The organism is Pseudomonas sp. PAMC 26793 (genome assembly GCF_000313235.1).
GTDB classification, from domain to species: domain Bacteria; phylum Pseudomonadota; class Gammaproteobacteria; order Pseudomonadales; family Pseudomonadaceae; genus Aquipseudomonas; species Aquipseudomonas yamanorum.
On the sequence record NZ_AMXG01000023.1, the window covers coordinates 33671 to 53223 of the forward strand.

Sequence of the window (19553 nt, forward strand, 5' to 3'; positions counted from 1 at the left end):
CTTTATTATCACGCATCTTTTTCAGACCATCGAGAGGCGTGCGGCCCACACCGCGGGCAGATGGCACGCAGGAAGCCCGGACTAATAAGATGGCATTGAAATCCCCCGCGTTTCGTAGAAAATTTCCGTTGCTGGTAACCGGCAGTCTGCTGGCCATGCAACCTTTCGCCACCTCATTCGTGGTCGCCGCGGAACAGTATGACTGCTCAGTCTCTGCTTCGGGTGCCTGGGATTGCGCGCCGAAGACGGCCGCAGCCCCGCTGCCACCGCGCCCGGTGCATGACGGCAGTGCCGTCAGCTCCGCCAGTGGCACGCCGCAAGGCGAGTCCGGCGGCAGTGCCGAGGCCGTGCCGCAGACCACGCTGGTCACCGAAGCCAAGGGCCGTGGCCTGCGTTCGCGCAGCGCCGACTACAGCCATCTGGACTGGGTCCCTCGCGAGAAGCTCACCGCTGCGCAACTGGCCGAAACCGGCCCGTACTGCTCCGGTGCGTACATCGAGCCGATCCGTCCTGGCATGAACGACAAGACGAACAAGAGCGACGCGCCGACCTTTATCGGCGCCAAGGTCTCTCGTTACGAGCAGGAACAACAGATCGCCTCCCTGGCCGGTGACGTCGTCATGCGCCAGGGCAGCATGCAGGTCGAGGCCGACGAGGCCAACCTCTACCAGGCCGAGAACCGTGGCGAGCTGAACGGCAACGTCCGTCTGCGCGACAACGGCGCCCTGCTGGTGGGCGACCACGCTGAAGTCCAACTGGACACCGGTGCCGCCAAGGTCGACAACGCCGAATACGTGATGCACAAATCGCGCATCCGCGGCAACGCGCTGTACGCCAAGCGCGCCGAGAACGCGATCATCCGTCTCAAGGACGGTACGTACACCACCTGTGAGCCGAACAGCAACGCCTGGCAGCTCAAGGGCAACAACATCACGCTCAACCCGGCCACCGGTTTCGGTACGGCGACCAACGTGACGTTGCGAGTGAAGGACATTCCGATCCTTTACACCCCGTACATCTACTTCCCGATCGACAACCGTCGTCAATCCGGCTTCCTGCCGCCGAGCTTCAGCACCGGTGGCGAGACTGGCTTCACGCTGGTTACGCCGTACTACTTCAACCTGGCGCCGAACTACGATGCCACGTTGTACCCGCAATACATGACCAAGCGCGGCATGTTGATGGAAGGCGAATTCCGCTACCTCACCAAGTCCAGCGAAGGGCAGTTTGGCGGCGCGTACCTGAACGACGATAGCGACGAGCGAAGCAAGCAGACCGACTACGAAAAAACCCGCTACATGCTCAACTGGCAGCATAAGGGCGGGTTGGATTCGCGTGTACTGACACAGGTTGATTACACGAATATCAGCGATCCATATTACTTCCAGGATTTGAAGTCCTATCAGGAAGGGATCAAGAGTTCGGACTACATCAATCAGCAAGGTTCGGTGACCTATCGTGGTGATAGCTACCAGGCGCGGCTGAATCTTCAGGCTTACCAATTGGCGACGATCTCCCAGATCACTCCTTATAACCGCTTGCCGCAGATCACCTTCAATGGTCAGCTGCCGTACCATCCGGGCGGGTTGAACTTCTCTTACGAGACTGAAGCAGTACGCTTTGATCGTGACCTAGAGAACGGCACCTTTACCGATGAAAATGGCCTGGTATCGCCTCGCCTGGATACCTACGTAACAGGTCTGACCCGTGCAAACGGTACTCGTCTGAACGTAGCGCCAGCCGTCGACTACCCGATGAACTGGACTTATGGCTTCGTTACGCCAAAGTTGAAGTATGTCTATACCAAGTACGATCTTGATCTGGACAGCACCGGCAAGAATCAGATTATCGCAGCGCAAGCAGCGTCAACTGCAGCCAACCCTTATGCCGGCGGCAGCTTCAAAAGCTCGCAAGACCGCGCGATTCCGGTTGCCAGCGTAGACAGCGGCCTGTATTTCGACCGCAACACCAACTGGTTTGGCAAAGACTACCGCCAGACGTTGGAACCTCGTGCGTTCTACCTGTACGTACCGAATAAAGATCAGAGCGATATCCCGGTATTCGACACCAGCGAGTACTCGTTCAGCTATGCATCCCTGTTCCGCGACAACCGCTTCAGCGGCTCTGACCGTATCGGCGACGAGAACAAACTGTCTCTGGGCGTGACTAGCCGCTGGATCGAAGAGAACGGTTTCGAACGTCAACGCGTTGCAATCGGCCAAGCCATTTACTTCAAGGATCGTGAAGTACAGTTGCCTGGCATCCTCGCAAGCCAGCGTGATGATGCGCAATCCAACGTTTCACCGGTTGCACTGGACTACGAGTTCCGCTTCAACCGCGACTGGCGTGCCACTGCCGACTACAACTGGGACACCGAAAGCCATAGCCCACGCTCCGGCAGTGCGATGTTCCACTATCAGCCGGAAGATAACCCGAACAAGGTCATCAACGTCGGCTACCGCTACCGTAACGACCAGGTTGTTTACAACCAGCTGACCGGCAAATACCAGTTTGGTGGCGACTACGGCAGTGCTTCGGACCCGTCGACCTTCATCAAGGATTACTACAAAATCCAGCAACACGACTTCTCGATGATGTGGCCGATCGTTCCCCAGTGGAACCTGATCACCCGCTGGCAGTATGACTATGCCCGCAACCGTACCCTGGAAGCCTTCGGTGGTTTCGAGTACGACAACTGCTGCTGGAAACTGCGCGTCATCAACCGTTACTGGGTTTCCAACGACGAATACAGCCAGATCGCCCCGCTGAACGAAAAGGGTGACCACGGGCTCTTCTTCCAGATCGTCCTTAAAGGACTCGGCGGCCTGACCGGCGCCAAGGTAGAGAGCTTCCTCGACAAAGGCATTGAAGGTTATCGTGAACGTGAAGACCAAGCTTTCTGATTGTCTGCGCCCGCTGATGCTGGGCGCGCTGTTCCTGGGTACCGCCGCAGCTCACGCTGCGGTTCAACCGCTGGACAAGGTAGTGGCCATCGTCGATAACGACGTGATCATGCAGAGCCAACTGGACCAGCGGGTCAAGGAAGTTCAGCAAACCATCGCCAAGCGTGGTGGCGGCGTACCGCCGACCAGCGTGCTGGACCAGCAGGTGCTTGAGCGCCTGATCGTTGAGAACCTGCAATTGCAGATCGGCGATCGTTCCGGCATCCGTATCAGCGACGAAGAATTGAACCAGGCTGTCGGCACCATCGCCCAGCGCAACAACATGAGTGTTGATCAGTTCCGCGCCGCCCTGGCTCACGACGGCCTGTCCTATGAGGACGCCCGTGACCAGATTCGCCGTGAAATGATCATCAGCCGTGTGCGTCAGCGCCGTGTGGCCGAGCGGGTTCAGGTGTCCGAGCAGGAAGTGAAGAACTTCCTGGCCTCTGACCTTGGCAAGATGCAGCTTTCCGAAGAACTGCACCTGGCCAACATCCTGGTTCCGACACCAGACAGCGCCAACGCAGAACAACTCAACGCTGCTGCGGCGAAAACCCAGGCTATCTATGACCGTCTCAAGCAAGGTGCTGACTTTGCCCAGATGGCCATTGCCCAGTCCGGCAGCGACAACGCCCTCGAAGGCGGTGACATGGGCTGGCGTAAAGCCGCGCAACTGCCACCACCGTTCGACCGCGAGCTGAGCGCCATGGAAGTCGGTGGCATCACCCAGCCTGCGCGTACGCCAGGCGGGTTCATCATCCTCAAGTTGCTCGGCAAGCGCGGTGGCGAAGAAGCCCAGATGAAGGACGAAGTTCACGTTCGACACATCCTGGTCAAGCCAAGCGAGATCCGTACCGAAGCCCAAACCAAGGAACTGGCCCAGAAGCTCTATGACCGCATCGAAGCGGGCGAAGACTTCGGCGAGTTGGCGAAGAGCTATTCCGAAGACCCGGGTTCGGCGCTTAACGGCGGTGATCTGAACTGGATCGACCCGAAAGCACTGGTTCCCGAGTTCCAGGACGTCATGGCCAAGACTCCGCAAGGCGTACTGTCCAAGCCGTTCAAGACCCAATATGGCTGGCATGTGCTGGAAGTCCTTGGCCGTCGCGCCACTGACAACACCGCCCAGGCCCGCGAGCAACAAGCCCTGACCGTGCTGCGTAACCGCAAATACGACGAAGAGCTGCAAACCTGGTTGCGTCAGATCCGTGACGAAGCCTACGTAGAGAACAAGCTTCCTGGCGCCGACCAAACAGGCACCGACCAGGCAGCCCAGTGAAACCCAAGCGTTTCGCATTGACACCCGGCGAGCCGGCCGGCATTGGTCCTGACCTTTGCCTGCTGCTCGCCTCGCACACCCAGCCACATCCCCTGATTGCCATTACCAGCCGCGACCTGCTCCTTGAGCGGGCCGCGCAGTTGGGCGTGGTTGTCGATCTGCTGTCGGTGGGCCCGGGCAACTGGCCTGACCTTCCGGCACCGGCAAACAGCCTGTATGTGTGGGATACCCCGCTGGCGACCAAGGTCGTCGCCGGGCAACTGGACAAGGCCAACGCGGCCTTTGTCCTGGAAACCCTGACCCGGGCCGGTCAAGGCTGCATCGACGGCGATTTCGCGGGAATGATCACCGCCCCGGTGCACAAGGGTGTGATCAATGAGTCCGGGATCGCCTTTTCGGGCCATACCGAATTCCTCGCCGAGCTGACCCACACCGAACAAGTGGTAATGATGCTGGCAACGGGCGACCTGCGGGTGGCGCTGGTGACCACTCACCTGCCCCTGCGGGAGATTGCCGACGCCATTACCCCCGAGCGCCTGGAGCGTGTCACACGCATCCTGCACGCCGACCTGCAACAGAAATTCGGCATCGCCCAACCACGCATCCTGGTCTGCGGGCTCAACCCCCACGCCGGTGAAGGTGGCCACCTGGGCCATGAAGAAATCGACATCATCGAACCAACCCTGGAGCGTCTGCGCCTTGAGGGCATGGACCTGCGCGGCCCATTGCCTGCCGACACTCTGTTTACCCCCAAATATCTGGAGCACTGCGACGCAGTGCTGGCGATGTACCATGACCAGGGGCTGCCCGTGCTGAAGTACAAAGGCTTCGGCGCCGCCGTCAACGTGACGCTGGGCCTGCCGATCATCCGCACCTCCGTCGACCATGGCACCGCCCTGGACCTCGCAGGCAGCGGCAAGATCGATACCGGCAGCCTGCACGTGGCCCTGGAAACCGCCTATCAGATGGCCGAGACCCGTATATGACCGAGCATTACCAACACCGGGCGCGCAAGCGTTTCGGGCAAAACTTCCTGCACGACGCTGGCGTGATTGATCGCATCCTGCGCTCCATCCATGCCAAGCCCGAAGACCGCCTGCTGGAAATCGGCCCGGGCCAGGGCGCCCTGACCCAAGGCCTGTTGAAGAGCGGCGGCCAGCTGGACGTGGTTGAGTTGGACAAGGACCTGATCCCGATCCTCAACCAGCAGTTCGCCAGCATGCCCAACTTCAACCTGCACCAGGGCGATGCGCTAAAGTTCGACTTCACCAGCCTCAATGCAGCGCCCAACAGCCTGCGGGTGGTCGGCAACCTGCCTTACAACATCTCCACCCCGCTGATTTTTCACCTGCTGAACAACGCCGGCATCATCCGCGACATGCACTTCATGCTGCAAAAGGAAGTGGTTGAGCGTCTGGCCGCAGGCCCTGGCGGCGGTGATTGGGGTCGTCTGTCGATCATGGTTCAGTACCATTGCCGCGTAGAACACCTGTTCAACGTCGGCCCGGGCGCGTTCAACCCGCCGCCGAAGGTCGACTCCGCCATCGTGCGCCTGGTGCCTCACGCGGTGCTGCCGCACCCGGCCAAAGACCACAAATTGCTGGAGCGCGTGGTGCGCGAGGCGTTCAACCAACGCCGCAAGACCTTGCGCAATACGCTGAAGGCTTTGCTCAGCAACGCCGAAATCGAAGCCGCCGGTGTCGACGGCAGCCTGCGCCCCGAGCAGCTTGACCTGGCCGCCTTCGTGCGCCTGGCTGACCAGCTCGCCATTCAGCCTGCGCCAGCGGCCGAATAAAGTAGAGTCGGGCACCGCCAGACAGCATGTCTGGCCTAGTGCCCACCACTTGGCCTAGACTGATCGGCATCCGCTGTTCCCCCGCTTTTGCTTTTAAGGCCTCTTGCATGTCCGATCCTCGTTATCAGATCGACGTCAGCGTCGTCACCCGCTTTCTGGCGGAACAATCGCAACCCGAGCAGAACCGTTTTGCGTTCGCCTACACCATTACCGTGCAAAACAACGGCGAGCTGCCTGCCAAGCTGCTGTCGCGCCACTGGGTCATCACCGACGGTGACGGCCAGGTCGAGGAAGTCCGCGGCGCCGGCGTGGTTGGCCAGCAACCGCTGATCGCCCCCGGCAAGAGCCACACCTACAGCAGCGGCACCGTCATGACCTCCCGCGTCGGCAACATGCAAGGCAGCTACCAGATGCTCGCCGAGGACGGCAAACACTTCGACGCCATCATCGCCCCGTTCCGCCTCGCGGTACCTGGAGCCCTGCACTGATGGCGACGTACGCCGTCGGCGACCTGCAAGGCTGCCTGGAACCGCTCAAGTGCCTGCTCGACCGCGTGGCCTTCGATCCGGCCAAGGATCGCCTGTGGCTGGTAGGCGACCTGGTCAACCGTGGCCCGCAATCCCTGGAAACCCTGCGCTTCCTTTATGGCATGCGCGATTCCCTGGTGTGTGTGCTGGGTAACCATGACCTGCACCTGCTGGCCGCCGGCAATAACATCGAGCGCCTGAAAAAGGGCGACACCCTGCGGGAAATCCTCGAAGCGCCGGACCGCACCGAGCTGCTTGACTGGCTGCGCCGGCAAAAAATCATGCACTACGACGAGAGCCGCGACACCGCGCTGGTGCATGCCGGGATTCCACCGCAGTGGACGCTGAAGAAAGCCCTCAAGTGCGCCGCCGAAGTCGAGGCTGCCCTGGCCGACGACAACCTGTACACGGCCTACCTGGATGGCATGTACGGCAACGATCCCGTGAAGTGGGACAACGAACTCACCGGCGTCGCCCGCCTTCGGGTAATCACCAACTACTTCACCCGCATGCGCTTCTGCACCGCCGAAGGCAAACTGGACCTCAAGAGCAAGGAAGGCGCCGACACCGCGCTGCCCGGCTACAAGCCCTGGTTCGCCCACAAGGAACGCAAGACCCGTGAAACGAAGATCATCTTCGGCCACTGGGCAGCCCTGGAAGGCAAATGTGATGAACCTGGCGTCTTCGCCCTCGACACCGGCTGTGTGTGGGGCGGCGCCATGACCCTGATGAACATCGACACCGGCGAGCGCTCGAGCTGCCAGTGCGACTCCCCCCTTCCCGAACAACTGCAGGCCACGGCAAAGCGCTGAGCTGCGCTTTCACACAGGCCAAAGGAGCCAGCCATGACTGAATTCAAACGTATCCCTCCCGAGCAAGCCCAGGCCCTGCGCGAAAAAGGCGCAGTGGTTGTCGACATCCGCGACCAGCCGACCTACATCGCCGGCCACATCAGTGGCGCCCAGCATCTGGATAACCACAACATCGCCGATTTCATCCGCGCCGCCGACCTCGACGCGCCGGTGATTGTGGCGTGCTACCACGGCAACTCCAGCCAAAGCGCCGCGGCCTACCTGGTGAGCCAGGGTTTCTCCGACGTCTATAGCCTCGACGGTGGCTTTGAGCTATGGCGTACGACCTATCCTGCAGAAATTGCCGCAGGCGACGCGCAATAATTTTTTTCAAACCCCGCTACCCCGCGTGACGCTTGGCCTCGCGCCGTTTCTGACGAACGGCGCGGCCAAACTAATTACGTATCGCGCCTTGAACTCCCGGATTCCGAACTATCCTTAAGCGCAGGCCATCCAAAACAGGGGAGAGCCGGTACACCGGCGTGCGGGTCATCGGTAGCGTTTCAGGGTGTTCTGGGGGGAAAACGGCCATTGGTGTCCACCAATGGCTGCCAGCATCGACTGATTGATCCGGCGTCGGCTCCACGTATCGAGCGAGGTGACGACGTCATGAGTATTTTTAGCCACTTCCAACAACGCTTCGAGTCCACCCGCCAGGAAGAGCTCTCGCTTCAGGAGTATCTCGAACTGTGCAAAAAGGACCGCAGCGCCTACGCGTCTGCCGCTGAACGCCTGCTCTTGGCGATCGGCGAGCCGGAGCTGGTGGACACCGCAGCCAATTCGCGCCTGTCGCGAATTTTCTCGAACAAGGTGATCCGTCGCTACCCGGCCTTTGAAGACTTCCACGGCATGGAAGAATGCATTGACCAGATCGTCTCGTATTTCCGCCATGCCGCCCAAGGCCTGGAAGAGAAGAAACAGATCCTCTACCTGCTCGGTCCCGTCGGCGGGGGCAAGTCGTCCCTGGCCGAGAAGCTCAAACAACTGATCGAAAAGGTGCCGTTCTACGCCATCAAGGGCTCGCCCGTGTTCGAGTCGCCCCTGGGGCTGTTCAACGCCACGGAAGATGGCGCGATCCTCGAAGAGGACTTCGGCATTCCACGGCGCTACCTCAACACCATCATGTCGCCGTGGGCGACCAAGCGCCTGGCCGAGTTCGGCGGCGACATCAGCCAGTTCCGGGTGGTGAAGCTCTATCCATCGATCCTCAACCAGATCGCCGTGGCCAAGACCGAACCGGGTGACGAGAACAACCAGGACATCTCGGCGCTGGTGGGTAAGGTCGATATTCGCAAACTGGAAGAATTCCCACAGAACGATGCCGACGCTTACAGCTACTCGGGCGCACTGTGCCGGGCCAACCAGGGCCTGATGGAGTTCGTGGAAATGTTCAAGGCACCGATCAAGGTGCTGCACCCACTGCTTACGGCGACACAAGAAGGTAACTACAACAGCACCGAGGGCCTGGGGGCGATTCCGTTTACCGGGATCCTGCTGGCCCACTCCAATGAATCGGAATGGCACACCTTCCGCAACAACAAGAACAACGAAGCCTTCATCGACCGGATCTACATCGTCAAGGTGCCGTACTGCCTGCGGGTCAGCGATGAAATCAAGATTTACGACAAGCTGCTGTTCAACAGTTCCCTGGCCAAGGCCCATTGCGCGCCTGACACCCTGAAGATGCTGGCCCAGTTCACCGTACTGTCGCGCCTCAAGGAGCCGGAAAACTCCAACATCTACTCGAAGATGCGGGTGTACGACGGCGAAAACCTCAAGGACACCGATCCGAAGGCCAAGTCGATCCAGGAATACCGCGATACCGCGGGCGTTGACGAGGGCATGAACGGCCTGTCGACACGCTTTGCGTTCAAGATCCTGTCCAAGGTCTTCAACTTCGACCCCCACGAAATCGCCGCCAACCCGGTGCACCTGCTGTATGTGCTGGAACAGCAGATCGAACAGGAACAATTCCAGGCCGAAACCCGCGAGCGCTACCTGCGCTTCCTCAAGGAATACCTGGCACCGCGCTACATCGAGTTCATCGGCAAGGAAATCCAGACCGCGTACCTGGAGTCCTACAGCGAATACGGCCAGAACATCTTCGACCGCTACGTGCTGTACGCAGACTTCTGGATCCAGGACCAGGAATACCGCGACCCGGAAACCGGCGAGATCCTCAACCGCGTAGCCCTCAACGAGGAGCTGGAAAAGATCGAAAAACCCGCCGGCATCAGCAATCCGAAGGATTTCCGCAACGAAATCGTCAACTTCGTGCTGCGCGCCCGGGCCAACAACAATGGCAAGAACCCTACCTGGCTCAGCTACGAGAAGCTGCGGGTGGTCATCGAGAAGAAAATGTTCTCCAATACCGAGGATCTGCTGCCGGTCATCAGCTTCAACGCCAAGGCCAGCAAGGAGGATCAGCAAAAACACAACGACTTCGTCACTCGAATGGTCGAGCGTGGCTACACCGACAAACAGGTACGACTGCTCTCCGAGTGGTACCTGCGGGTCCGGAAATCGCAGTAAGGCAGCGACAAGCGTGCAATGCCAGGCTCCCGGTACGCCGGACAGCCTGGCAATCGACCGCTTGTCTTTAAGCTTCCAGCTTGCCGCTTGAAGCTTGTAACTTGAAGCTGCCCGGAGGGCTCCTACATGAGCTACGTGATCGACCGACGTCTCAATGGCAAGAACAAGAGCACGGTAAACCGTCAGCGTTTCCTGCGGCGTTACCGTGACCACATCAAAAAGGCCGTCGAAGAGGCCGTCAGTCGCCGCTCCATCACCGACATGGAGCATGGCGAACAGATCAGCATTCCCGGACGGGACATCGATGAACCGGTGCTGCACCACGGCCGGGGCGGCAAGCAAACCGTCGTGCATCCCGGCAACAAGGAATTCACCAGCGGCGAACATATCCAGCGCCCCCAGGGCGGCGCGGGCGGCAAAGGCCCGGGCAAGGCCGGCAACTCCGGCGAAGGCATGGACGAGTTCGTGTTCCAGATCACCCAGGAAGAGTTCCTGGAGTTCATGTTCGAAGACCTGGAACTGCCCAACCTGGTCAAACGCAACCTGACCGGCACCGACACCTTTAAAACCGTGCGCGCCGGGATCAGCAACGAAGGCAACCCGTCACGGATCAACATCATCCGCACCCTGCGTTCGGCCCATGCGCGGCGTATTGCCTTGTCTGGCAGCAGCCGGGCAAAGCTGCGGGATGCCAAGGCTGAACTGGAGCGCCTGAAACGCGAAGAGCCGGATAACTTCGGCGATATTCAGGAAATCGAAGCCGAAATCGCCAAACTCAGCGCGCGCATTCACCGCGTGCCGTTTCTCGACACCTTCGACTTGAAGTACAACCTGCTGGTCAAGCAACCCAACCCCAGCTCCAAGGCAGTGATGTTCTGCCTGATGGACGTGTCCGGCTCCATGACCCAGGCGACCAAGGACATCGCCAAGCGCTTCTTCATCCTGTTGTACCTGTTTCTCAAGCGTAACTACGACAAGATCGATGTGGTGTTCATCCGCCATCACACCAGCGCCCGGGAAGTCGACGAAGAGGAGTTTTTCTACTCGCGGGAAACCGGCGGCACCATCGTTTCCAGCGCCTTGAAGCTGATGCAGGAAATCATGGCCGAACGTTATCCGGCCAACGAGTGGAACATCTACGCCGCCCAGGCCTCCGACGGCGACAACTGGAATGACGACTCACCCATTTGCCGCGACATCCTGATCAACCAGATCATGCCGTTCGTGCAGTACTACACCTACGTCGAAATCACCCCGCGTGAGCATCAGGCCCTGTGGTTCGAATACGAGCGCATCAGCGAAGCCTTCGCTGACACCTTCGCCCAGCAACAATTGGTCTCGGCCGGCGATATCTATCCGGTCTTCCGTGAACTCTTCCAGCGCAGGTTAGTGACATGACCGCCAAAGAGCATAAGCGCCAACCCATATCCACGGGGTCCGAATGGACCTTCGAACTGATCCAGGCCTATGACCGGGAAATCAGCCGCATCGCGGCGGGTTATGCCCTGGATACCTACCCCAACCAGATCGAAGTGATCACCGCCGAACAGATGATGGATGCCTATGCGTCCGTGGGCATGCCCCTGGGCTATCACCACTGGTCCTACGGCAAACACTTCCTCAGCACTGAAAAGTCCTACACCCGCGGCCAGATGGGCCTGGCCTACGAAATCGTTATCAACTCCGACCCGTGCATCGCCTACCTGATGGAAGAAAACACCATCTGCATGCAGGCGCTGGTGGTGGCCCACGCGTGCTACGGGCATAACAGCTTTTTCAAGGGTAACTACCTGTTCCGCACCTGGACCGATGCCAGCTCGATCATCGATTACCTGGTGTTCGCCAAGCAGTACATCATGCAGTGCGAGGAGCGCCACGGCATCGACGCGGTGGAAGACCTGTTGGACTCCTGCCATGCCCTGATGAACTACGGCGTAGACCGCTACAAACGCCCGTACCCGATCTCCGCCGAAGAAGAACGGCTGCGCCAGAAGGACCGTGAAGAGCATCTGCAAAAGCAGATCAACGACCTGTGGCGCACCATTCCCAAACGCGCCGGCAAGAACAGCGACAAGGACAATGCGCGCTTCCCCGCCGAACCTCAGGAAAACATCCTGTACTTCATCGAAAAGCATGCGCCGTTACTGGAACCCTGGCAGCGGGAAATCGTGCGGATCGTGCGCAAGATTGCCCAGTACTTCTACCCACAACGCCAGACCCAGGTGATGAACGAAGGCTGGGCCACGTTCTGGCACTACACCCTGATGAACGACCTGTACGACGAGGGCTTGGTGACCGACGGCTTCATGATGGAATTCCTGACGTCCCACACCAGTGTCGTCTATCAACCGGGCTTCGATAGCCCGTACTACAGCGGCATCAACCCGTATGCTCTGGGTTTTGCCATGTACCGCGACATCCGGCGCATGTGCGAACACCCCACCGAAGAAGACCGCCGCTGGTTCCCGGAGATTGCCGGCAGCGATTGGCTGTCCACCATCAAGTTCGCCATGAGCAGCTTCAAGGATGAAAGCTTCATCCTGCAGTACCTGTCACCTCAGGTGATTCGTGATCTCAAGCTGTTCAGCATCATGGACGACGACCTCAAGGACGACCTGCTGGTGCCGGCGATTCATGATGAGCCGGGTTACCGCACCATTCGCGAGACCCTGGCAGCGCAGTACAACCTGGGCAACCGCGAACCCAACGTGCAGATCTACAGCATCGACGTACGCGGCGATCGCTCGCTGACCCTGCGCCACCAGCAACACGACCGTAAACCGCTGGGAGAGTCCACTGAGGAGGTCCTCAAGCACCTGCACCGGCTGTGGGGGTTCGATATCCACCTGGAAACCCTGCAGGGCGACCAGGTGATGAAAACCCACCATGTTCCGCCCCGCAACGAACACAGCGACAACGATTACGGCCGCCTGGACCTGGCCGTCGTGCATCTGTGAAACGGCAAAGCCTCCATTGGCGGGCCGCAGGCGTTATCCTGTGCCGCTAATGGAGGCTTTTTCATGCAAATCTACAAAGTCGGCGGTGCGGTGCGTGATCGCCTGCTGGGCATCCCCGTTACCGATGTCGACCGTGTCGTAGTCGGCGCGACCACTGAAGAAATGCTCGCCCTGGGCTACAAGCCTGTGGGTTCGGACTTCCCGGTATTTCTTGACCCGAAAAATGGCGACGAGTACGCCCTCGCCCGCACAGAGCGCAAGAGCGGCCGGGGTTATGGCGGCTTTGTGTTTCACGCCAGTCCCGAAGTCACCCTGGAAGAAGACCTGATCCGCCGCGACTTGACCATCAACGCGATGGCCGAAGACGACGGCGGCAACCTGACCGATCCTTATCACGGTCAGCGCGACCTGGAAGCACGCATTCTGCGCCACGTTTCCCCCGCGTTTGCCGAAGATCCGCTCCGAGTCCTGCGCGTTGCTCGCTTTGCTGCGCGATACGCCAGCCTTGGTTTTCGCGTTGCGCCAGAAACCCTCGAACTGATGCGCGAACTCAGCAATTCAGGCGAGTTGGAGGCCCTGACGCCTGAGCGCAGCTGGAAAGAAATTTCCCGCGCCCTGATGGAAAATCAGCCACAGGTTTTTATCCAGGTGCTGCGCGATTGCGGCGCGCTGAAGACCCTGATGCCGGAAATCGAAGCACTGTTTGGTGTACCGCAGCCCGAAGTCCATCACCCCGAGATCGATACCGGCATCCACACCTTAAGCGTCCTGGAACAGGCGGCCATCCACGCCCAACCCCTCACTGTGCGCTGGGCCTGCCTGCTGCACGACCTGGGCAAGGGCCTCACGCCTGTGGATAAGTTACCGCAGCACATCGCTCACGAACATCGCGGCCTGGCGCTGATCAAGGCAGTGAACGAGCGCTTCAAAGTGCCAAGGGATTGCCAGGAACTGGCGCTGCTGGTGGGCGAATATCATACCCATGGCCATCGCGCCCTGGAGCTGAAGCCCTCGACGTTGCTGGAGCTGCTGCAACGTTTTGACGTGTACCGTCGGCCGCAGCGCTTCGAAGAGTTTGTGGTGGCATGCGAGATGGATGCCCGCGGCCGCAAGGGCCTTGAGCAGAGAAGTTATCCACAGGCGGAATATCTGCGTGGCGCAGCAATGGCGGCACGGAGCGTGGCGGTCGCTCCGCTATTGGAACAAGGACTCAAAGGCCCCGAGCTGGGTGAAGCGCTGAAACGCGAACGGCTCAAGGCGTTGAAAGCCTACAAGAGCGCATCCGGCGTTAACGGCTGATTCCGCCACTCGAAAGCGACCGGCGCCAGTACCTGATCGATTTGCGCATCCTGCCAAAGCGCGGCAAATGTCTTGCCTGCTTCAGGATGCACACGTCCCGGCGCCATCAACGACAGCGGCCACAGCACAAACGCGTTCTTCAGAATTTCGGCCCGGGGCAGAATCAGGCCATCGAAGTTACCCACCAACTCGCCATACAGCAGCACGTCGATGTCCAGCGGCAAGCCCTTGCGATCCGGGGCGTAGCGGCCATTGTCGGCCTCGATGAATTTCAGTCGGCGGTCCAGCTCCATCAACGGCAGGTCGGTATAGGCCGACACCACCAGATTGAAGAACGGCCCGCTCTTGATGCCCACCGGCTGGCTTTCAAACACCGGCGAACAGCGCAGATCCGTCAGGAAACCCGCCAGCGCATCGAGGCCAGCGCGTAAATGGGCCTCACGCTCAATATTGCTGCCAAGACCAAGGTAAACCTGAGTTAGCGACATCCGCGCTCGATCTCCACGCCCACGCCCTTGGCGGCCGGAACGGCGCCAGGCTTGGTCAGCTTGAGGTGCAGCCAGGGAATCTGGAATTCACTCATCAACACTTCAGCCAGGCGCTCGGCGAAGGTTTCCACCAGTTGGAACTGCGCCTGCTCGGCAAAGGCCTGGATGCGCGCGGACACGCTGGCATAATCCAGCGCCAGCGTCAGGTCATCACCGGCGGCGGCCGGGCGATTATCCCAGGCGAAGCTCAGGTCCAGACGCAGGCATTGCCGGATACCGCGCTCCCAGTCGTAGGCCCCGATCACGGTGTCGACTTCCAGGCCTTCGATAAACACTCTGTCCAAGCACTCTTCTCCGCTGCACGACAAGGGCGCGATGCCCCGTTAGAATCAGGGCGTCCTCGCCCGGAATAGTTAGCATGTTTTGGTTACTGGCGACTCTCGCCTACCTGCTCGGCTCGCTGTCCTTCGCCATTTTGCTCAGCCGCCTGACGGGAAATCCCGACCCGCGAATGAGTGGCTCAGGCAATGCCGGCGCCACCAATATGTTGCGCCTGGCCGGCAAGAAACTCGCCGTATTGACACTGTTCGGTGACGTCTGCAAGGGCCTGTTGCCGGTGCTGATCGCCGATCTCGCCGGGCTGTCGCTGCAACAGCAAGCCTGGATCGGCGTCTGCGCGGTGCTCGGCCACCTGTTCCCGCTGTACTTCCGCTTCCGCGGCGGCAAAGGCGTTGCGACGGCGGCCGGCATGCTGCTGGGGATCTACCCACCGGCGGCGCTGCTGGCCATCCTGGCCTGGCTGCTGACGTTCTACCTGACCCGCACCAGCTCGCTGGCCGCATTGATCGCCACGCCCCTGACCCTGCCGTTGCTGGCCTGGCAGGAGCCGGCGGCGCTGGTGCCGATGAGCATGCTCACGCTGCTGATCGTCTGGCGCCATCGAGGCAATTTACGCGACCTGTTTGCCGGGCGCGAACGGCATTTTTAAATACGCCCGGTGAACCCGGTTCACGTTCGCCCGTTACAGCGGCGGCAACTGCTCCATCGGCCAGCGTGCCTGCACGCTGATTGCCAGGCTTTCATGCTGCCCGGCCTGCAAACGCTGGCAACCGGCATAAGCGATCATCGCGCCGTTATCGGTACAGAATTCGGGGCGGGCGTAAAATACGTCGCCCTTCATGTCGCCGAGCATTTTCTCCAGGGAGCTGCGTAACGCCTTATTCGCGCTGACGCCGCCCGCGATCACCAGGCGCTTCATGCCCGCCTGCTTCAGGGCCCGCTTGCACTTGATGGTCAAAGTCTCCACCACGGCCTGCTGGAACGCCAGCGAGATGTCGCAACGGGCTTGCTCACTGTCGTCTGCGGCGCTGACGCTCTGCTGCCAGGTGTTCAGGGCAGAGGTTTTCAAGCCGCTGAAGCTGAACATCAGGCCGGGGCGATCGCACATCGGACGCGGGAAGGTGTAGCGCCCTGCCACACCTTTTTCCGCCAACCGCGCGATTTCCGGACCTCCTGGATAATTGAGGCCCATCATCTTTGCGGTCTTGTCGAACGCTTCACCGGCCGCGTCGTCCAGGCTTTCGCCCAGCAGCGTGTATTGACCGATTCCGTCGACCTGAACCAGCTGCGTATGGCCACCTGAAACCAACAAAGCGACGAACGGGAACTCTGGCGGGTTTTCTTCCAGCATCGGCGCCAGTAAATGGCCTTCCATGTGGTGCACACCGAGGGCCGGAATGCCCCAGGCAAATGCCAGCGCCTGGGCGCAAGAGGCCCCAACCAGCAGGGCTCCGACCAATCCCGGGCCTGCGGTGTAGGCAATGGCGTCGATCTCGGTCGGCACGCAGCCGGCCTCGTCCAATACCTGGCGAATCAATGGCAGCATGCGTTTCACATGATCACGGCTGGCCAGCTCCGGCACCACGCCACCATAGGCGCGGTGCAGGTCGATCTGACTGAACAGTGCGTCGGCCAAAAGCCCGCGTTCACTGTCGTAAAGTGCGACACCGGTTTCGTCGCACGAGGTTTCTAATCCCAGAACTAGCATGGGTTTGCGCCTTGTAGAGGCTGAATTCGAAGGCGCGCATAATAGTCGCCACTCCCCCTCCCGACTAGCGGTTTTCGATCAGAGGCTTTGCATTCCGGGCAATGAGGGGTTAACATCCGCAACCCTTAAAAACCGACGACCTCAGCCGCGAATTTTTTGCGACGAGAACGTTGATTCCCGGTAATGAAAGAAGGTAGCTCTGGATGCCAGCCGTCAAAGTAAAAGAGAACGAACCCTTCGACGTAGCTCTGCGTCGTTTCAAGCGCTCCTGCGAAAAAGCCGGTGTTCTGGCTGAAGTTCGTAGCCGCGAATTTTACGAGAAGCCAACTTCTGAGCGTAAGCGTAAAGCAGCAGCCGCTGTTAAGCGTCACGCCAAGAAAGTTCAGCGCGAGCAGCGCCGCGCCGTTCGTCTGTACTAATACACAGACGTTCGTAGCAAGCTTCTGCCAAGCCCGGCCCTCAGCCGGGCTGTTGGCATTTGCGGATATCGCTTGATGCTTCACCGTTGAGGCCGCCCATGCGACTGAAACGAACTGCTTCACACGTCAGGACTGGCTCTTTTGCCAGCGGTGCACGTCTCTTCTGACGAGCCTAACAAGGCTACTGACGAGCACACTTATTTTTTAACAGGCGATCAACAGGTCGGCTGCGCCCACCGATGAGTTTCCGAGGCCCCCACATGGCCAAGACCGGACTCCCGGGCAACATTTCTACGCCGGGCACTGATCGGAACTAACGTCAGTGAATGTTCGGCAGATACACTTCCTGACAGACCAAGCAGACGACAGTTGATCGAGCCGCACAATACGCGCGCCTTGAGCACTTTGCGGGCCCTCTTTTACACGCAGTGATGACGAGAACGCCATGGCCGGGCTAATTCCCCAGAGCTTTATTGACGACCTTCTGAACCGCACCGACATCGTCGATGTTGTCAGCTCGCGCCTGCAAATGAAAAAGGCCGGCAAGAACTACACCGCCTGCTGCCCGTTCCACAAGGAAAAGACCCCGTCCTTCAGCGTCAGCCCCGACAAGCAGTTCTACTACTGCTTTGGCTGCGGCGCTGGCGGCAACGCCCTCGGCTTCATCATGGACCACGACAACCTGGATTTCCCCCAGGCCGTCGAGGAACTGGCGAAAGCCGCCGGCATGGAAATCCCCCGCGAAGAAAGTGGCCGCCCGCACAAACCGCGGCAACCCACCGATTCGCCGTTGTACCCACTGCTCACCGCGGCCGCCGACTTTTACCGCCAGGCGCTGAAAAGCCACCCGCAGCGCAAAGCCGCCGTCGATTACCTCAAGGGCCGCGGCCTGACCGGTGAAATCGCCCGCGACTTCGGCCTCGGCTTCGCCCCGCCCGGCTGGGACAATCTGTACAAGCACCTGAGCAGTGACACCCTGCAGCAAAAAGCCATGATCGACGCCGGCCTGTTGGTGGAAAACGCCGAGACCGGCAAGCGTTATGACCGCTTCCGCGATCGCGTGATGTTCCCGATCCGTGACAGTCGCGGCCGCATCATCGCGTTCGGCGGCCGGGTGTTGGGGGACGACAAGCCTAAATACCTGAACTCACCGGAAACCCCGGTGTTTCATAAAGGCCAGGAACTCTACGGCCTGTTTGAAGCGCGCAAGAACAACCGCAACCTCGACGAGATCATCGTGGTTGAAGGCTATATGGACGTGATCGCCCTGGCCCAGCAAGGCTTGCGCAACGCCGTGGCCACCCTGGGCACCGCGACCAGCGAAGAACACTTGAAACGCCTGTTTCGCGTAGTGCCCAACGTGCTGTTCTGCTTCGACGGCGACCAGGCCGGCCGCAATGCCGCCTGGCGCGCCCTTGAGTCAACACTTTCAAGCCTGCAGGACGGACGCCGCGCACGCTTCCTGTTCCTCCCCGAGGGCGAAGACCCGGACACCCTGGTCCGCTCCGAAGGGACCGACGCGTTCCGCGCGCGCATCAACCAGCACGCACAACCGCTGGCCGATTATTTCTTCCAGCAACTGACCGAAGAGTCCGACCCGCGCTCCCTCGAAGGCAAGGCCCATATGGTGACCCTCGCGGCACCACTGATCGACAAGGTTCCGGGGGCCAACCTGCGAACCCTGATGCGCCAGCGACTGCTGGAAATTACCGGATTGAGTGGCGAGGCCGTCAGCCAGCTGGCGCGCAGCGCGCCGCAAGAGGCGCCGCCGGCCTACGACCCGGGCATGGATTACGACGCCATGCCGGACTATTCCGACTTCCACCAACCGCAGGAGGCGTACACGCCCCAGCAGGAGTGGACACCGAAGAAACCCGGCGCCGGCGGCAAGAAATGGGAAAAGAAACCCTGGGACAAAAACGGCAAACGTGGCGGTGACCGTGACGAACCGCGCGGCCCGCGCGTCCCAGCAGCAGTAGAGCCACCTACCATGGCGGCCCTGCGTACACTTTTGCACCACCCGCAACTGGCACAAAAAGTCGAAGATGCGGGGCACTTTGCGGCTGAAGACCACACCAATACACAACTGTTGGTGGCCCTGCTCGAAGCCGTACAGAAGAATCCTAAGCTAAACTCATTCCAGCTGATTGCACGCTGGCACGGCACCGAACAGGGCCGTTTGCTAAAGGCGTTGGCAGAAAAGGAATGGCTGATTGATGGCGATAACCTTGAACAACAGTTTTTCGACACCATTACTAGCTTGGTAGCTCGTCAACGCGAGCGAAACCTGGAACAACTTCTTCGAAAAGCGCGTCAGAGTGAATTGACCGCCGAAGAGAAAAATCAACTGCGCGACCTTTTAAGTCGCAATGTTTCCGCATCAAACCCGACCTCAGCTGGCGTGTGAGGTCATAGCT

17 protein-coding genes are annotated in these 19553 nt (G+C 60.0%); 14 read left to right on the forward strand and 3 right to left on the reverse strand.

Annotation, left to right across the window (positions count from 1 at the left end; translation table 11 throughout):
* Positions 1-89 precede the first annotated feature (89 nt).
* From D109_RS0107520 to D109_RS0107570, 11 genes are all read left to right on the forward strand, one after another.
* Positions 90-2903 (forward strand): LPS-assembly protein LptD, encoded by a 2814-nt coding sequence (locus tag D109_RS0107520; RefSeq protein WP_026077832.1) that lies wholly within the window; start codon positions 90-92, stop codon positions 2901-2903.
* Positions 2884-4221: a peptidylprolyl isomerase gene (locus D109_RS0107525; RefSeq protein ID WP_371103567.1), complete on the forward strand. Its 1338-nt coding sequence runs from the start codon at positions 2884-2886 to the stop codon at positions 4219-4221. Before D109_RS0107520 ends, D109_RS0107525 begins: the two co-directional genes overlap by 20 nt.
* Positions 4218-5207, forward strand: coding sequence for a 4-hydroxythreonine-4-phosphate dehydrogenase PdxA (pdxA, locus tag D109_RS0107530; protein WP_017476352.1), 990 nt, complete (start codon positions 4218-4220; stop codon positions 5205-5207). Before D109_RS0107525 ends, pdxA begins: the two co-directional genes overlap by 4 nt.
* A complete protein-coding gene (gene rsmA, locus D109_RS0107535; RefSeq protein ID WP_017476353.1) occupies positions 5204-6016 on the forward strand; it encodes a 16S rRNA (adenine(1518)-N(6)/adenine(1519)-N(6))-dimethyltransferase RsmA in 813 nt (270 codons plus the stop codon). The genes pdxA and rsmA overlap by 4 nt, the downstream gene beginning before the upstream one ends.
* 107 nt (positions 6017-6123) lie before the next feature.
* On the forward strand, positions 6124-6504 hold the full coding sequence (gene apaG / locus D109_RS0107540; RefSeq protein WP_017476354.1) for a Co2+/Mg2+ efflux protein ApaG: 381 nt from the start codon (positions 6124-6126) through the stop codon (positions 6502-6504).
* Positions 6504-7355, forward strand: coding sequence for a symmetrical bis(5'-nucleosyl)-tetraphosphatase (locus D109_RS0107545; protein ID WP_017476355.1), 852 nt, complete (start codon positions 6504-6506; stop codon positions 7353-7355). The genes apaG and D109_RS0107545 overlap by 1 nt, the downstream gene beginning before the upstream one ends.
* A 33-nt stretch (positions 7356-7388) precedes the next feature.
* On the forward strand, positions 7389-7718 hold the full coding sequence (gene glpE, locus D109_RS0107550) for a thiosulfate sulfurtransferase GlpE (protein WP_017476356.1): 330 nt from the start codon (positions 7389-7391) through the stop codon (positions 7716-7718).
* Positions 7719-8003: 285 nt separating this feature from the next.
* Positions 8004-9926 (forward strand): PrkA family serine protein kinase, encoded by a 1923-nt coding sequence (locus tag D109_RS0107555; RefSeq protein WP_003210999.1) that lies wholly within the window; start codon positions 8004-8006, stop codon positions 9924-9926.
* A 126-nt stretch (positions 9927-10052) separates the two neighbouring features.
* On the forward strand, positions 10053-11324 hold the full coding sequence (locus D109_RS0107560; protein ID WP_003211000.1) for a YeaH/YhbH family protein: 1272 nt from the start codon (positions 10053-10055) through the stop codon (positions 11322-11324).
* Complete coding sequence (locus D109_RS0107565; RefSeq protein ID WP_017476358.1) at positions 11321-12883, forward strand: SpoVR family protein; 1563 nt, start codon at positions 11321-11323, stop codon at positions 12881-12883. The genes D109_RS0107560 and D109_RS0107565 overlap by 4 nt, the downstream gene beginning before the upstream one ends.
* Before the next feature lie 63 nt (positions 12884-12946).
* Entirely contained in the window at positions 12947-14182 is a 1236-nt protein-coding gene (locus D109_RS0107570; RefSeq protein ID WP_017476359.1) for a multifunctional CCA addition/repair protein, read from the forward strand.
* On the opposite strand, the gene folK is transcribed toward D109_RS0107570, so the two are convergent.
* Both folK and folB read right to left on the reverse strand, forming a co-directional pair.
* Positions 14152-14670: a 2-amino-4-hydroxy-6-hydroxymethyldihydropteridine diphosphokinase gene (folK, locus tag D109_RS0107575; RefSeq protein WP_017476360.1), complete on the reverse strand. Its 519-nt coding sequence runs from the start codon at positions 14668-14670 to the stop codon at positions 14152-14154. The two genes, D109_RS0107570 and folK, sit on opposite strands and share 31 nt — an antisense overlap.
* A complete protein-coding gene (gene folB / locus D109_RS0107580; RefSeq protein ID WP_003211007.1) occupies positions 14661-15014 on the reverse strand; it encodes a dihydroneopterin aldolase in 354 nt (117 codons plus the stop codon). Before folB ends, folK begins: the two co-directional genes overlap by 10 nt.
* A 74-nt stretch (positions 15015-15088) precedes the next feature.
* Here folB and plsY point away from each other — a divergent pair, with 74 nt between their 5' ends.
* Positions 15089-15658, forward strand: a complete 570-nt coding sequence (plsY, locus tag D109_RS0107585) for a glycerol-3-phosphate 1-O-acyltransferase PlsY (protein ID WP_017476362.1) — start codon at positions 15089-15091, stop codon at positions 15656-15658.
* 33 nt (positions 15659-15691) lie between these two features.
* Here plsY and tsaD read toward each other — a convergent pair whose 3' ends face one another.
* Complete coding sequence (gene tsaD / locus D109_RS0107590; protein ID WP_017476363.1) at positions 15692-16717, reverse strand: tRNA (adenosine(37)-N6)-threonylcarbamoyltransferase complex transferase subunit TsaD; 1026 nt, start codon at positions 16715-16717, stop codon at positions 15692-15694.
* Positions 16718-16920: 203 nt separating this feature from the next.
* On the opposite strand from tsaD, the gene rpsU reads away from it, so the two are divergent.
* Both rpsU and dnaG read left to right on the forward strand, forming a co-directional pair.
* The gene (gene rpsU, locus D109_RS1000000132635) at positions 16921-17136 is read left to right on the forward strand and encodes a 30S ribosomal protein S21 (protein ID WP_002551877.1); all 216 of its coding nucleotides are present in this window, start codon (positions 16921-16923) and stop codon (positions 17134-17136) included.
* Between the two features lie 445 nt (positions 17137-17581).
* Positions 17582-19543, forward strand: a complete 1962-nt coding sequence (gene dnaG / locus D109_RS0107600; RefSeq protein ID WP_017476365.1) for a DNA primase — start codon at positions 17582-17584, stop codon at positions 19541-19543.
* Positions 19544-19553: the final 10 nt, after the last annotated feature.

Excerpts from the sequence above, each read along its gene's own strand:
- D109_RS0107520 (WP_026077832.1), top strand. The coding sequence starts at position 90 with ATGGCATTGAAATCCCCCGCGTTTCGTAGAAAATTTCCGTTGCTGGTA.
- D109_RS0107560 (WP_003211000.1), top strand. The coding sequence starts at position 10,053 with ATGAGCTACGTGATCGACCGACGTCTCAATGGCAAGAACAAGAGCACG.
- tsaD (WP_017476363.1), bottom strand. The coding sequence starts at position 16,717 with ATGCTAGTTCTGGGATTAGAAACCTCGTGCGACGAAACCGGTGTCGCA.
- dnaG (WP_017476365.1), top strand. The coding sequence starts at position 17,582 with ATGGCCGGGCTAATTCCCCAGAGCTTTATTGACGACCTTCTGAACCGC.
- folK (WP_017476360.1), bottom strand. The coding sequence starts at position 14,670 with ATGTCGCTAACTCAGGTTTACCTTGGTCTTGGCAGCAATATTGAGCGT.
- apaG (WP_017476354.1), top strand. The coding sequence starts at position 6,124 with ATGTCCGATCCTCGTTATCAGATCGACGTCAGCGTCGTCACCCGCTTT.
- D109_RS0107555 (WP_003210999.1), top strand. The coding sequence starts at position 8,004 with ATGAGTATTTTTAGCCACTTCCAACAACGCTTCGAGTCCACCCGCCAG.
- D109_RS0107565 (WP_017476358.1), top strand. The coding sequence starts at position 11,321 with ATGACCGCCAAAGAGCATAAGCGCCAACCCATATCCACGGGGTCCGAA.
- rpsU (WP_002551877.1), top strand. The coding sequence starts at position 16,921 with ATGCCAGCCGTCAAAGTAAAAGAGAACGAACCCTTCGACGTAGCTCTG.
- plsY (WP_017476362.1), top strand. The coding sequence starts at position 15,089 with ATGTTTTGGTTACTGGCGACTCTCGCCTACCTGCTCGGCTCGCTGTCC.
- D109_RS0107545 (WP_017476355.1), top strand. The coding sequence starts at position 6,504 with ATGGCGACGTACGCCGTCGGCGACCTGCAAGGCTGCCTGGAACCGCTC.
- glpE (WP_017476356.1), top strand. The coding sequence starts at position 7,389 with ATGACTGAATTCAAACGTATCCCTCCCGAGCAAGCCCAGGCCCTGCGC.
- D109_RS0107570 (WP_017476359.1), top strand. The coding sequence starts at position 12,947 with ATGCAAATCTACAAAGTCGGCGGTGCGGTGCGTGATCGCCTGCTGGGC.
- rsmA (WP_017476353.1), top strand. The coding sequence starts at position 5,204 with ATGACCGAGCATTACCAACACCGGGCGCGCAAGCGTTTCGGGCAAAAC.